This is a genomic window from Pseudomonas congelans, from assembly GCF_900103225.1.
In the GTDB taxonomy this organism is placed as follows: domain Bacteria; phylum Pseudomonadota; class Gammaproteobacteria; order Pseudomonadales; family Pseudomonadaceae; genus Aquipseudomonas; species Aquipseudomonas congelans.
In genome coordinates this window covers 315,876-329,263 of record NZ_FNJH01000006.1, presented here as the reverse complement: position 1 = coordinate 329,263, position 13,388 = coordinate 315,876, and the positions used below count along the sequence as shown (strand labels likewise).

General features: G+C 57.8%; 12 protein-coding genes and 1 pseudogene. 7 read left to right on the top strand and 6 right to left on the bottom strand.

The window, feature by feature from the left end:
• Positions 1–121: 121 nt before the first annotated feature.
• Positions 122–1,300, bottom strand: coding sequence for a Na+/H+ antiporter NhaA (nhaA, locus tag BLR20_RS20620; RefSeq protein ID WP_032615105.1), 1,179 nt, complete (start codon positions 1,298–1,300; stop codon positions 122–124).
• A gap of 288 nt (positions 1,301–1,588) precedes the next feature.
• On the opposite strand from nhaA, the gene BLR20_RS20615 reads away from it, so the two are divergent.
• The 4 genes and pseudogenes from BLR20_RS20615 (at position 1,589) to BLR20_RS20605 (ending at position 5,320) form a co-directional block, all read left to right on the top strand.
• Positions 1,589–2,548 (top strand): proline iminopeptidase-family hydrolase, encoded by a 960-nt coding sequence (locus tag BLR20_RS20615; RefSeq protein ID WP_054992767.1) that lies wholly within the window; start codon positions 1,589–1,591, stop codon positions 2,546–2,548.
• Positions 2,549–2,648: 100 nt separating this feature from the next.
• Positions 2,649–3,542, top strand: a pseudogene (locus BLR20_RS28520) (MCP four helix bundle domain-containing protein); the annotation flags it as partial.
• A complete protein-coding gene (locus BLR20_RS28515; RefSeq protein WP_390175904.1) occupies positions 3,519–4,400 on the top strand; it encodes a methyl-accepting chemotaxis protein in 882 nt (293 codons plus the stop codon). The pseudogene BLR20_RS28520 and the gene BLR20_RS28515, both read left to right, overlap by 24 nt.
• A gap of 410 nt (positions 4,401–4,810) precedes the next feature.
• A complete protein-coding gene (locus BLR20_RS20605; RefSeq protein WP_010436832.1) occupies positions 4,811–5,320 on the top strand; it encodes a GAF domain-containing protein in 510 nt (169 codons plus the stop codon).
• 13 nt (positions 5,321–5,333) lie between these two features.
• Here BLR20_RS20605 and BLR20_RS20600 read toward each other — a convergent pair whose 3' ends face one another.
• Positions 5,334–5,789: a GNAT family N-acetyltransferase gene (locus tag BLR20_RS20600; protein WP_054992769.1), complete on the bottom strand. Its 456-nt coding sequence runs from the start codon at positions 5,787–5,789 to the stop codon at positions 5,334–5,336.
• Between the two features lie 363 nt (positions 5,790–6,152).
• On the opposite strand from BLR20_RS20600, the gene BLR20_RS20595 reads away from it, so the two are divergent.
• From BLR20_RS20595 to BLR20_RS20585, 3 genes are all read left to right on the top strand, one after another.
• Positions 6,153–7,976 carry a sensor domain-containing phosphodiesterase gene (locus tag BLR20_RS20595; RefSeq protein WP_054992770.1) on the top strand — a complete coding sequence of 608 codons (1,824 nt, stop codon included), beginning with the start codon at positions 6,153–6,155 and terminating at the stop codon, positions 7,974–7,976.
• Positions 7,977–8,067: 91 nt separating this feature from the next.
• Positions 8,068–8,853 (top strand): sulfite exporter TauE/SafE family protein, encoded by a 786-nt coding sequence (locus BLR20_RS20590; protein ID WP_003340507.1) that lies wholly within the window; start codon positions 8,068–8,070, stop codon positions 8,851–8,853.
• 217 nt (positions 8,854–9,070) lie between these two features.
• On the top strand, positions 9,071–9,271 hold the full coding sequence (locus tag BLR20_RS20585) for a hypothetical protein (RefSeq protein ID WP_003313743.1): 201 nt from the start codon (positions 9,071–9,073) through the stop codon (positions 9,269–9,271).
• A gap of 251 nt (positions 9,272–9,522) precedes the next feature.
• Here BLR20_RS20585 and BLR20_RS20580 read toward each other — a convergent pair whose 3' ends face one another.
• The 4 genes from BLR20_RS20580 to BLR20_RS20565 all read right to left on the bottom strand — a co-directional run bounded on the left by BLR20_RS20580 (position 9,523) and on the right by BLR20_RS20565 (position 13,336).
• Entirely contained in the window at positions 9,523–9,714 is a 192-nt protein-coding gene (locus tag BLR20_RS20580; RefSeq protein ID WP_054992771.1) for a hypothetical protein, read from the bottom strand.
• Positions 9,715–9,903: 189 nt separating this feature from the next.
• On the bottom strand, positions 9,904–10,143 hold the full coding sequence (locus BLR20_RS20575; protein ID WP_054992772.1) for a PLDc N-terminal domain-containing protein: 240 nt from the start codon (positions 10,141–10,143) through the stop codon (positions 9,904–9,906).
• Between the two features lie 243 nt (positions 10,144–10,386).
• Entirely contained in the window at positions 10,387–11,940 is a 1,554-nt protein-coding gene (gene garD, locus BLR20_RS20570) for a galactarate dehydratase (RefSeq protein WP_003368648.1), read from the bottom strand.
• 10 nt (positions 11,941–11,950) lie between these two features.
• On the bottom strand, positions 11,951–13,336 hold the full coding sequence (locus BLR20_RS20565) for an MFS transporter (RefSeq protein WP_010436814.1): 1,386 nt from the start codon (positions 13,334–13,336) through the stop codon (positions 11,951–11,953).
• Positions 13,337–13,388: the final 52 nt, after the last annotated feature.

The window sequence follows — 13,388 nt, the reverse complement described above, 5'->3', positions numbered from 1 at the left end:
GGCATTCCCACGCTGGAGCGTGAGGAACGATAATCCTGTAACTATCGTGCCAATGCTCCGCGTGGGGGCGACAGTGTTTTCAAGGACTACGCAAGGCGAGGGAACGCAAATAAGAGCAGCTTCAGCCCTGCTGTCCAAACCTGCGCAACACAATCACACCCAACACAGCCGACAGTACCGAACCGATCAGCACGCCTACCTTGACCTCATCGACGAGTTCCGGCGCGCCCGGGAAGGCCAGTGCGCCAATGAACAGGCTCATGGTGAAGCCAATACCACACAGGGCTGCAACGCCATAAAGCTGGCCCCAGTTGCTGCCGTCCGGCAATCGGGCCAGGCCTGCGCGAATTGCCAGCGCGGCCATGGCGAATATGCCGACCTGCTTGCCGACCAGCAGCCCCAGCGCAACACCGAGCGGGACCGGATCGACGAGGTTGTCGGCGGTGATGCCCGACAGTGACACGCCAGCGTTGGCAAAACCAAAGATCGGTACGACGGCAAAAGCCACCCACGGGTGCAGCTTTTCTTCCAGATGCAGCAGTGGCGAGCGAGCCTCTTCATCGGGCTTGCCCAGCGGAATGCAAAGCGCCAGCGCGACGCCCGCCAGGGTGGCGTGGATGCCGGACTGGAGCATGAAGAACCACAGCAGCGCACCTACAACCAGGTAAGGCAGCAGCTTCTTGACGCCCAGACGATTCAGCGCGACGAGCACGGCGATGGAGCCCAGGGCTGCCAGCAGCATGGGAATGGAAAGATCGCTGGTGTAGAACAGCGCGATGATCAGCACCGCGCCAAGATCATCGAGAATCGCCAGTGCAGACAGAAAAATCTTCAGCGACAGGGGCACGCGCTTGCCCAGCAGTGACAGCACACCCAGGGCGAATGCGATGTCGGTCGCTGCCGGAATGGCCCAGCCGCCGATAGTATCTGGCCGTCCCCAGTTGAACGCCACGTAGATCAGCGCCGGAACCACCATGCCGCCCAGCGCCGCAAAGCCCGGCAAGGCCCTCTGGCTCCAGGACGCGAGCTGACCGGCGAGCACTTCGCGCTTGATCTCCAGGCCGACGAGCATGAAGAAGATCGCCATCAGACCGTCATTGATCCAGTGCGAAACCGACAACCCGGCGAACACTGCGTGCAGCGCTGCGAAGTAGCTGTCGGCAAGCGGTGAGTTGGCTACGATCAAGGCCGCCAGAGCAGCTGCCATCAACACCAGCCCGCCAGCGGATTCGGCAGCGAAGAAACGCGTGATGAACGCCAGCGCGTTCGGGGATTCGGTACGGGGGGTGGGTTTATGCATGACAGCTCCGCAGGGTACAGCGCAAAAAGGCCGCAATTTTACCATCCGCAGAACCTGTCAAAGTCCCGATAAACCTGAGGATACAAATTAACGTTTACCGGCCAAAGAGGGGCCGGGAACCTCGCTGAACAACGTCTGCGGTCCGGGCAGGCAGTGGTGCGTGACGTTCACTACCGCTTACTCGACCACTGACCGGTTTATTGGCCAAAACCTATCACTTTCCATAGTTATGAGACGCAAGACGCCGCGCTATGGTGCCCCCCAAACTATCCAGCGGGGGCCGGCGACATGGCAGATATGACGATCAGGGAAGGTTTTGCACCCTTTGGCGACTATCAGACGTGGTATCGCATCACCGGCGACCTGTACGGTCCCGGCACACCATTGGTCATCCTGCACGGCGGCCCCGGTTGTACGCACGATTACGTCGATTCGTTCAAGGACATCGCCAGCACCGGCCGGGCCGTTATCCATTACGACCAGTTGGGTAACGGACAGTCGACTCGACTGCCCCATAAGGGTCGCGACTTCTGGACGGTCAAACTGTTCCTGAGTGAGCTGGCTAACCTGCTTGAGCATCTGGGCATCAAAAACAACTATGCCTTGCTGGGTCAGTCGTGGGGCGGGATGCTGGCTTCGGAGCATGCCGTGCGTCAGCCCAAAGGACTGAAAGCACTGATCATCGCCAACTCCCCCGCAGACATGCTCACTTGGGTAAGCGAGGCCAACCGGCTGCGCGAGGATCTGCCCCTTGATGTGCAGGCTGTGTTGCTCAAGCACGAAGAGGCGAAAACATTGAAAGATCCGGAATACCTGAAAGCCTCGCGGGTATTCTATGACCGTCATGTCTGCCGCATCACACCCTGGCCCTATGAGGTGAAACGTACCTTCGACGCGATTGACGCCGATCCGACGGTGTACCAAGCCATGAATGGCTCTGCCGGGTTTCACGTCATCGGCACGCTGAAGAACTGGACCATCATTGATCGCCTGAAGCTCATCAACGTTCCGACCTTGCTGATTTCCGGGAAGTATGACGAAGCCACACCGCTCGTCGTGAAGCCCTATGTGGATAACGTCCCCAACATCATTTGGTCTGTCTTCGAAGAGTCCAGTCACATGCCACATGTAGAAGAACGAATGGCGTGCATGGGGTGCATCGCAGGTTTTATGGACACGGTGGGCGCACGTTTAAAACATCCGAAACTTAACGATAAGACATGGTTCCGCATCTTGGGCATCACGTAATTAGAGCGAATACTTTAATAACATTCACCCGACTAACGGTTAATCTTATTCACAATTTATTGGAACTTTTTCAGGTCATACGGCTGCCTTACAGCAAATAATGGCACGAAGCCATTATGAAATAACCTTCATGACCATTTTGTTAAAGCTCTCTCGTTTTCAGCAGAAAAACAGTCATTGGAAGGAAAGTATTTGCCTTCCGCCTGTTTTGCCGCTGGAGGCAACCATGAACCTCAGATCGTTAAGCATTTCACGCAGGGCCTCCCTGTGTTTTGGCGTCATTACCTTGTTGTTGATCGGTCTGGGGGCCTTCTCCTACGTACAGATCGGCCACCTGCGCGTAGCCGAGCAGAACATAGAAGAAAACTCACTGCCCAGCATTCAGGTCGTCGACGACATTCAGATCGCCCTGCTTCACGCCCGTCTGGAAAGCATCAGGATGCTTGCCAGCAACGATCCGACCGTACACGCCACCGCAGAAGCCAAGGTTCGGGAAGCGATCGAGTCGCTGCGTGCCAACAGCGACTTCTATCAAAAACACCTGCTGTCGGGCGAAGCCGACCGGGCGCAATTCGAAGAAGCCAATAACAAGATGGGCGTCTACATTGATGGCTTGAAACAGGTCGTCGCACTGGACAGCGCTGATCACGACAGAGCGGTCTCCCTCGCCAACGGAGAGCAGGCCCAAAAAGCCGCTGCCTATCAGGAAAAACTCACTGTGCTACGTGGGCACAATGCTGAAGAGGCGGTCGTCTCCGGGAAAGATGCCACTACAGTCTACGACCACAGCGTCAACGTGTTGATGATTGTGCTTATCGCAGCGTTCCTGCTTACCGTGGTACTCGCGATTGCCCTGACACGCAGCATTGTCGACCCGATCAGCGTCTCGCTGAAACTGGCGGAAGACATCGCCGCCGGTGACCTGACCCGGCAATTGAGCGTTAGCGGCAGCGATGAAGCATCACGCTTGATGACGGCCCTCAACACCATGTCGGGCAACCTGCGTACCACCATTCACGAAATTTCCGGCGCTTCCGCGCAGCTGAGCACTGCCGCCGTCGAGATGACGTCGATCACCGAAAGTGCCGACCGCACATTGCAGCAGCAGAACAGCGAAATCGAGCAGGCCGCTACCGCGGTAAACGAAATGAGTGCTGCCGTAGAAGAGGTCGCTCGTAATGCTACGTCGACCTCGCAGGCCGCCCAACAGTCGAGCCTTTCAGCCGACCTGGGTAACCAGCGCGTCAACCAGACCCTGACGGCCATGCAGAACCTGACAGGCCTGGTCGAGGGGTCTTCCGCGCAAGTGACTGCGCTGGCCGGTCAGGCTCAAGACATCAGCAAAGTGCTGGGCGTGATTCGCGGCATTGCCGAACAGACCAACCTGTTGGCACTCAACGCAGCCATCGAAGCTGCGCGTGCCGGCGAACAGGGTCGCGGCTTTGCTGTGGTCGCAGATGAAGTGCGGGCCCTGGCGCATCGCACACAGACGTCCACGCAGGAAGTCGAACAGATGATCTCAGCGATTCAGGCCGGCTCCTCTGCCACCGTCGAGTCAATGCAGAAGAGCACTGAGGAAGTTCACAACACGCGCAAGACCGCAGAAGATGCCGGGCATTCGTTGCGTCAGATCACTGATTCGGTACTCGAGATCAATAACCGTAACCTGCAGATCGCGGCAGCCTCAGAGCAGCAGGCGCATGTAGCGCGTGATGTCGACAGAAGCCTGGTCAGCATTCGTGACCTGGCCGTGCAGAGCAGTGAAGGCACCCGGCAGACGCTGATCGCCAGTACCGAACTTTCGCAGTTGGCGGTCAACCTGAATGATCTGGTGCTGCGCTTCAAGACGTAATCCAGGCAGCTACGCCGACCGGGCATGACAGAAGGGCAGCAGATTCGTCTGCTGCCCTTCTTTTTATAGAGTCAGTAACGTTCGACACAAAAACGATAACGGTCCCTCCCCCTACAGCCACTTCCTTTCAAAACCTGAAGGCCGCGCGTCTCTGCTGACAGCCTTTCAGACGTATTGCCTTCACTAGTTGAAACCGGATCCGTAAAGACCCATTGACGAGCCCGGACTATTTGAAAAAGCCAGCAACGTTGACAGGGGAATTAAACTCATTCGATAGTTGGCAGCGAACAACAAAATATTTCATGTAAGCCACGATCAGGTATGACACGATCACTTCCTGCACGGGATCGGCAGCGCCCGGCGTACTGCCAAGGCCGCATCAGTGCTTTTTATGACCAGGGTGACAAATTTTGAACAACAACCTGACTTCCGCAGAGCTGGCAGTCATCAGTGAAATCGAGGCGACTTCCAGTCTGTTACGGCTGGTAACCCGGCTGACCGGGCTGAGATTTGCAGCCATTGCCAAAGTCACCGAGGCCAGCTGGACCGCATGCGCTGTTTACGACGAAATTCAGTTCGGGCTGGAAGCCGGTCATCAGCTCAAGCTGGAGACCACGTTCTGCAATGAGTTGCGTCTGCACCGCCAGCCTATCGTAATCAACGAAGTCGCGACCGACCCCGTCTACGCAGAGCATCCCATTACTAAAATGTACGGCTTCCAGAGCTACTTCTCGTTGCCGATCATTTTTCCCAACGGAGAGTTCTTCGGCACCCTGTGCGGCCTGGATACCAAGCCTGCGCCACTCGATGACGCCAATACCCTCGATACCCTGAAGGTGTTTTGCACGCTGATCGCCAGCACGCTGTACGCGCACTACCAACTGCAGGAAATGCAGGAGATACAGGAAGTCACCGCTTAAGGCATGGAACGCCTCAGACGCGCAGTTGCCTCTCCATGATCAATGTGCGCTCCTCTCCCTCCAGATGCTCTCGCACCAGGCTGAAGCCCAGCGCCAGGTAAAACCCCTGCGCAGTCAAGGATGACGGTACAACCATCCGCACCGCGCCTGCCTTGCGTGCGACAACCTCCAGCTCGGCCATCAACAAACGCCCGATCCCCTGCCGATGCCTGTCAGGGTAGACAAATACCGAGCGCACGACCTCCCCCTCCAGACTCGCAGTGCCCACCACCCTATTGCCCTCTGACGCCACGAATACCCGCCGCTGCCGCATGAGCTGCTCGATCGCAGCCGGGCTGAAACTCGACTGCACGCGCTCGATCACGCTGGCGGGATAATCCCTGGCGTTGCTGATTCGCAACGCCGCCAATACCACTCGGCTGATGGCATCTGCGTCGGCCAGGCGAGCGGGTCGCACCTCAATGCTCATAGTGTGCCTCGTGGTTATCCTGCGATGGTTAAGCTCGTTTTTAGCAAAGGCCGGTAAGCAGCACACCAACTCAAACCATGAAGAATGTGCTCGCTTCGCACGCAAAAAATGTAGCCGAAGAGTCTGCATGACGACACTCGATTCACTTTTTTTCGGCAAGTCGACGAATGGTAGTGCTCGCAACAGGCCGCAAACAAACGGTCAACCCCTCGCCGTCCGTGGGTTGAGCAACGAAAGCGTTCAAAAAACCCGATATGCGGCCGATTAATCGGTATCTCGCCGCTGTGGTCGGAATCTTTTCGTCTGTTAAAGTGAGTTTCGTGATGTCATATAGGCATCATCGAACATCCATTGAGAATCGTCATGAACGCCAGTGCCCCCATTCCTCTGAATGAAACGCAACGTCTGTTGCGCATCCGGGAGCTGTGCGTGCTTGAAGATACGTCCGATGACGTATTCGATGAAATCGTCGCGATGACCGCTGCATTTTTCGAGACGCCGATTGCCTTGATCTCAATCGTCGACGAGCACCGCCAGTGGTTTCGTGCCAAGGTGGGCCTGAATGCCCGTGAAACACCCCGTAACGTGTCCTTCTGCGCCTACACCATCCTTTCCGACACGCTGTTCGAGATTCCCGATGCGACGCTCGACGAGCGCTTCGTGAACAACAGCCTGGTGACCGGCCACCCTGACATCCGCTACTACGCAGGCGCTCCACTGATCACTGATGACGGCATTGCCCTGGGCAGCCTGTGCGTGATCGACACCAAGCCGCGCGAGCCGATGAACGAATACCAGACGGATATGCTCAAGCGCTTTGCGTCGCTGGTCATGAAACGCATTATCGGCCTCAGGCTCAGTTGCTTTATTGATCAGCCCACCGGCTTGTACAACCGCTCACGCCTGCAGGAAGACATCAGTCAGGCAGTGGCATCCAGTGTCGATTATCAGTTGGTCGTGGTGGACATGATTACCTCGGCGTTTCTCAACGACATCGTCAAGGCTCTGGGTTACAGCTTCTCCCAGGATCTGGTGACGGCGATCAAGAACCGCCTGGAGCGCCTGCTGCCACCGACCTGTTCCCTGTACAAGGTCAGCCCTACGCGCTTCGGCTTCCTGTTGGCAGGGGAACGCACCCCTGAACACCTGTTTCGTACCATCCTCAAAGACTTCGAGACGCCCGTTGAATGCCGGGGCATTCCAGTGCAGATGCAGGTTGGTCTCGGGGTCGTGACCCTGAATCGCAATCCGGTCGAAGAACAGGACTGGATGCGCATGGTGATCAGCGCTGCCGACGATGCCCGTGACCGCGATCTTGGCTGGGCGATGTATGAACCGCACTTCGACGCCGCACAGCAGCGAGCTTTCAAGCTGCTCAGTTCGTTGACCGGTGCGGTGCACGCTCATGATCAACTGCGTCTGGTCTACCAGCCGCGCATCGATCTTGACTCCGGTCTGTGTACGTCGGTAGAGGCCTTGCTGCGCTGGAATCACCCGACGCTCGGCGCCATAGGGCCTGCCGAATTCGTGCCGCTGGCCGAGAAGACCGCGCTGATGCGCCCGCTGAGTCTCTGGGTGCTGACCCGTGCCATCGAACAGGCTGCTCGCTGGCAGCAACAGGGATTCGATTTCCGCATTGCGATCAACGTGACGCCCGAAGACCTCACCGGCCCGGCGTTCACTGACCGGATGATCCGCCTGCTGGGCAAGCACAAGATCGACCCTACCCGCTTTGAGCTGGAGTTCACCGAAGGCGCTTTGATGCACAACCCGGCAGAAGTACGCCACCAACTGGAGCGCATGCGTCAGATGGGCATGGATGTGGCAATCGATGACTTCGGCACGGGCTACAGCAACTGGAACTACCTGCGACAGTTGCCTGCGACGACGGTCAAGCTCGACCAGTCGCTGATCCGCAATCTGGCGTCCGACAAAACCGATCAGCGTCTGGTCAAGGCATTGATCGGTCTGGCCAAGAAACTCGGTTACTGGGTCGTGGCCGAGGGCATCGAAACCGATGAGATTCGTCGTCTGGTCAAGCAATGGGGTTGCGATGAAGGTCAGGGCTACCTGATCGCCAAACCCATGGAAGCCGAGGCTCTTCTGGACTGGATCGGCCCGAACCAACGCCTGCAGAGTGCTGCCGAGGCCGCAGAAGCAGCACTCGTCCGCGACAAACGGTTATAACCTTAGAACACATCTTCATAACCGTTTACAACACAAGCCGTTATGCTGCCCGCCACTTTTTGCCTATGCGTTTGCTTGAAAAAGGTTGGATATGGAAGCGGGTGGTCTGGGTTTCGTAGTTGCAGGGCTGGTAGTCGGATTCATCGTCGGCATGACCGGAGTCGGCGGCGGCTCGCTGATGACGCCGATACTGTTGTGGTTCGGAATCAATCCGGCCACGGCGGTCGGCACGGACCTGCTGTACGCGGCGATTACCAAATCCGGCGGGGTTCTGGTCCATCGCAAGAACGACAACATCGACTGGAAAGTCACCGGGCTGCTGACTCTGGGCAGCGTCCCGGCGGTGCTCATGACGCTGTGGTTTCTAAGCACACTGCACACCGCCCCCGAAGCACTCAACGCAATCATCAAACAGGCCCTCGGGTTTGTGTTGCTGCTTACCGCACTCGCCGTTCTGTTCAAGAAAAAACTGTTGGCCTTCGCTCACCGGCGCGGGGACGGATACTCGTTTTTCAGCGGCACCAGCCTGACGGTACTGACCGTCATCACCGGTTTGATCCTCGGCACCATGGTTGCACTTACCTCCATCGGTGCCGGCGCGCTGGGCACGGTGGCGTTGTTCATCCTCTATCCACTGCTGCCGACCCGGCGTCTGGTGGGTACCGAGATCGCTCACGCGGTCCCTCTTACGCTGGTCGCAGGCCTCGGTCATGCGAGCATGGGCAATATGAACTGGGAGTTGCTGGGCTGGCTGCTGATGGGCTCCCTGCCCGGCATCTACCTGGGCAGTCATATGGCTGGCCGCGTCTCCGATGACCTGCTACGGCCCTTCCTGGCCATCATGCTGGGCATGATCGGCTTCAAGCTGGCGTTCTGATCGGCTGATCCATCAGCCTGTCACATTTCTGAGTCAGGCTTGCCCACGAACACAGCCTCGCTAGCCGCTGAGCCGGTTTGCTTGCGGGCCGTGCGCACTCGTCAGGAATTGTAATTTTTTGTAGCGAGACACCGATTTTCGGCGCAGGATTTCGTGCGTCAGCTTTCGCGCCGATGACCCGGCACAGACTTACCCTCACTGAAAGGAGATGCCAACAATGCTCATCCGAATTGAAGAAGGTGTATATGGCGACGCTTGGGTTGTAATACTGGACGACTACCCGGTCAAGTGCCGGAGCTGGCAGGAAGCCAGAGAGTTTGCCGACCGCATGAAATCCAGAATCGACGCGCCTCATTCGCTGCCGCATATGGCACGCCGCGCAGCCGCGGAAATAAGCGTCCAGGCGGCCGCCCGCTAGACCGACGCCCTCCCCCGCGAATTAATCCATACAGCGTTGCCACGCAATGGGCGACGCTGTCTCACCCCGTCATGACGCCACTTGAATTATCGAACTACTTCTCGTTTCCATGACATCCGTTTCACATCCTCTTCACGTCCGGCTGCGTAAATTGGCCCTACTCCTTTGATGAATCCCATTTGGCCCACCCCGTTGTGGGCCATTTTTTTGCCTGCAGAAAAGTGCCGGTGTTTCCCGCTGATCCGGCAGGGTTACCCGCCGTGCGCCGACGACGATGACACGGTCAGCACCGGGCTGCTCAATACACCAGCGTTCAACTCTGCCAGCCGATCACTGCCGGTGCCATTGGCAACGGCATTGCTCCAGCTCGCTACCGACATTGCCATCCAGCCCAGCACAAACAACGCAGCTGCCTGTAACGCCCACTTGGTCATGATCGACATACGCTTTCTCCTTGTTCAGGTCTGAATGGCAAGCATGTAAACACCTCACCATTGCAGAAGAATTGCAGAGATTTTTATTTTTGCCAGCCGCCATCGCACCTTCGTGAGCAAAGGCGCTGAAAAACAGAGGGGATAATCTACAGGGAGAAATACCCACGCCCGCAGGCGGGGTATTTTTGAAAAGCGGGGTCAGTACTTGGTGCTTTGCTGCTCAGGCTTGGCCGGCGTGTCCACATGACGCGGACCCGCAATCAGCAAGGCCAGCACGCCAACGATTGGCACGGCAACAACGACAATGATCCACATCAGCTTGTTGCTGGATTGTGTCTTGCTCTTGCGAATACGCAGTACTGCCCAGATGTCCGAAATCACGATCAGGGCGGTCAGCGCTGCGAACAACCACAAATGATTTTCCGATATCCAACCCATTTGAAATCTCCTGCACCATCAACGAAGGCAGCCAGACCAGCTGCCCTACTTTAGAAGAGGTCAAAAAGGGTCTTAAAGTTCAGAGAATCTTTCGGATTGTGATCGGGTGCTCAGCGCGGACGCAGAGCGTCCAGAACGGCATGCCCACGTGGAGCATGGGCACGACAGGCGTATTCAGACACAGATCGCTCCTCAAGTTCCAGCGCGGGAATGCCGTTCGTGACGCGCCGCGTCACACATCCGTCAGGTAATCGGTGCCGGGTTGAAGAGCGTGATGTCGTTGTGCAGCCGGTAATGCTCGGTCCAGGTCTTCTTCTTGCCACTGGCCACGTCCAGGTAGAAGTGGAAAAGCTCCCAGCCCAGATCCTCGATGCTTGCGCGTCCGGTCGCGATGCGTCCGGCGTCTATATCGATCAGATCAGGCCAGCGCTGAGCCAGTTCGGTGCGGGTCGAGACCTTCACCACAGGTGCCATTGCCAGACCATACGGCGTACCGCGTCCGGTGGTGAACACATGCAGGTTCATGCCGGCAGCCAGTTGCAACGTGCCGCAGACGAAATCACTGGCCGGTGTGGCGCAGAAGATCAACCCCTTGCCACTGACCCGCTCACCCGGGCCGAGCACGCCGTTGATGGCGCTGCTGCCTGATTTGACGATCGATCCCAGAGACTTCTCGACAATGTTCGACAAGCCACCCTTCTTGTTGCCCGGCGTGGTGTTGGCGCTGCGATCAGCCTCGCCTTTGGCCAGATAACGATCGTACCAGTCCATCTCCCGCACCAGCGCCTGTGCAACGTCCTGATCCTGTGCGCGGGAGGTCAGCAAGTAGATTGCATCCCGCACTTCGGTCACTTCGGAAAACATCACCGTCGCCCCCGCGCGCAACAGCAGATCCGATGCGTAACCCAGCGCCGGGTTGGCGGTAATGCCGGAAAACGCATCACTGCCGCCGCATTGCATGCCCAGAATCAACTCCGAAGCCGGAACCGTTTCGCGACGCCGCAGATCCAGCTTTTTCAAACGTGTTTCGGCCAGCTCCATGATCTGTTCGATCATTTCATTGAAACCGTGGCTGGAGTCCTGCAGCCGATACAGCCAGGGCTCGCTCAGGTCTACCGAGCTGTCGCCCTCGTGCATGACCTGCCCGGCCTGCAACTTCTCGCAGCCAAGGCTGATCACCAGCGCCTCGCCACCCAGGTTCGGGTTACGTGCCAGGTTGCGTACCGTACGAATCGGGATGTAGGCATCGGTGGCGGTAATGGCCACGCCGCAGCCGTAGCTGTGGGTCAGGGCCACGACGTCATCGACGTTCGGGTACTTTGGCAACAGCTCGTCACGGATGCGCTTGACCGCATGGTCGAGCACACCGGTCACGCACTGCACGGTGGTGGTGATACCGAGGATGTTGCGAGTGCCCACTGTACCGTCAGCGTTGCGATAGCCCTCGAAGGTGTAACCCTCAAGCGGGGCCTGCTTTTCCGGCACCGCATCGGACATCGGCAGGCTGTCCAGCGCGGGCGCGGAAGGCATGCGCAACTGGTCTTCCCTGACCCAACTGCCGCGCGGTATCGGTTGCAGTGCATAGCCAATTGTGTGGCCGTAACGAATCACGGCCTCGCCCACGGCAAGGTCAACGGTGCTGACCTTGTGGCTCTGCGGTACGTTATCGACAGTGACAAGGCCGTTGTCGAATTCGGTTCCGGCCGGCACACCCTGGTCATTGACCACGACCACGACGTTATCCAGGGGATGCAGCCGGATATAGCGCGGCGAATCGGCATGTTGAATCAGGTTCATCACGGTTTCCTCAGGATTTTGCTTCGGAAAGGTCGCTGACCGGGTCGTTCAGCAATGGCCCCTTGGCAGGCGGCTCTTTCAATTCCACACGCTTGATTTCACCCACGATGAAAATGTAACTGATCACCGCCAGCAGCGCGTTGGCGCCCACGAACACCAGTGCCCATTTGAACGAGCCGGTGCTGCTGATGATGTAGCCAATCACGATCGGAGTGGTGATCGATGCAATGTTGCCGAAGGTGTTGAACAGGCCGCCGCTCAAACCGGCGATCTGTTTGGGCGATACGTCGGACATCACAGCCCAGCCCAGCGCACCCACACCCTTGCCGAAGAATGCCAGGGCCATGAAGCCCACGACCACCCATTCGATGTCGACGTAGTTGCAGGTCACGATTGAGGTCGACAGCAGCAGGCCACCGATGATCGGCGCCTTGCGCGCGAAGGTCAGCGAATGGCCCTTGCGCAGCAGGTAGTCGGAAATGATCCCGCCCAAGACACCGCCGATAAAGCCGCAGATCGCCGGCAGAGAGGCGATGATACCCGCTTTGAGGATGGTCATGCCGCGCTCCTGAACCAGGTACACCGGGAACCAGGTCAGGAAGAAGTAAGTGATGCCGTTGATGCAGTATTGGCTGAGGTAGATGCCCAGCATCATGCGGTTGGTCAGCAACTGGCGGATGTAATCCCACTTGGGACCGCTGCTGGCTGTTTTTTGCGTGCCTTTACCCTTGTCCTGATCCAGATCGACCAGCGCGCCATTGCTGGAAATGTGCTCCAGTTCGGCCTCGTTGATCATCGGGTGATTGCGCGGGCCGTAGATGACCTTCATCCAGATCATGGAGAACACGATACCGAACGCGCCCATCACGACGAACACGTGCTGCCAGCCGTAGGTGTAGACAATCCAGCCCATTAGCGGAGCGAACAGAACGGTGGCGAAATATTGTGCCGAGTTGAAGATCGCCGAGGCGGTACCGCGTTCGGCGGTAGGGAACCAGGCGGCGACGATGCGCGCGTTGCCGGGGAAGGAAGGCGCTTCGGCCAGACCGACCAGAAAGCGCAGCATGAACAGCGCGACGATGGCCGTGGAGATGCCGAACTCGCCCACATAGCCTTGCAGCAGGGTGAACAGCGACCAGGTGAAAATGCTCATGGCGTAGACTTTCTTCGACCCGAAACGGTCGAGCAGCCAGCCACCGGGGATCTGACCAGCCACGTAGGCCCAGCCAAATGCGGAGAAGATATAGCCCAGAGTGACGGCACTGATGCCCAGGTCTTTCTGAATGCTGGAACCAGCGATAGCGATGGTGGCGCGGTCGGCATAGTTGATCGTAGTGACCAGAAACAGCATCAACAGGATCAAATAGCGGACGTGCGTCGGCTTGGACGTTTGCATGGTATAGCTCCCACTGATTATTTTTTTACGCGGGTAAAGCTGTTTTTTTTGG

Excerpts from the sequence above, each read along its gene's own strand:
- nhaA (WP_032615105.1), bottom strand. The coding sequence starts at position 1,300 with ATGCATAAACCCACCCCCCGTACCGAATCCCCGAACGCGCTGGCGTTC.
- BLR20_RS20615 (WP_054992767.1), top strand. The coding sequence starts at position 1,589 with ATGGCAGATATGACGATCAGGGAAGGTTTTGCACCCTTTGGCGACTAT.
- BLR20_RS28515 (WP_390175904.1), top strand. The coding sequence starts at position 3,519 with ATGACGGCCCTCAACACCATGTCGGGCAACCTGCGTACCACCATTCAC.
- BLR20_RS20600 (WP_054992769.1), bottom strand. The coding sequence starts at position 5,789 with ATGAGCATTGAGGTGCGACCCGCTCGCCTGGCCGACGCAGATGCCATC.
- BLR20_RS20595 (WP_054992770.1), top strand. The coding sequence starts at position 6,153 with ATGAACGCCAGTGCCCCCATTCCTCTGAATGAAACGCAACGTCTGTTG.
- BLR20_RS20590 (WP_003340507.1), top strand. The coding sequence starts at position 8,068 with ATGGAAGCGGGTGGTCTGGGTTTCGTAGTTGCAGGGCTGGTAGTCGGA.
- BLR20_RS20585 (WP_003313743.1), top strand. The coding sequence starts at position 9,071 with ATGCTCATCCGAATTGAAGAAGGTGTATATGGCGACGCTTGGGTTGTA.
- BLR20_RS20580 (WP_054992771.1), bottom strand. The coding sequence starts at position 9,714 with ATGTCGATCATGACCAAGTGGGCGTTACAGGCAGCTGCGTTGTTTGTG.
- BLR20_RS20575 (WP_054992772.1), bottom strand. The coding sequence starts at position 10,143 with ATGGGTTGGATATCGGAAAATCATTTGTGGTTGTTCGCAGCGCTGACC.
- garD (WP_003368648.1), bottom strand. The coding sequence starts at position 11,940 with ATGAACCTGATTCAACATGCCGATTCGCCGCGCTATATCCGGCTGCAT.
- BLR20_RS20565 (WP_010436814.1), bottom strand. The coding sequence starts at position 13,336 with ATGCAAACGTCCAAGCCGACGCACGTCCGCTATTTGATCCTGTTGATG.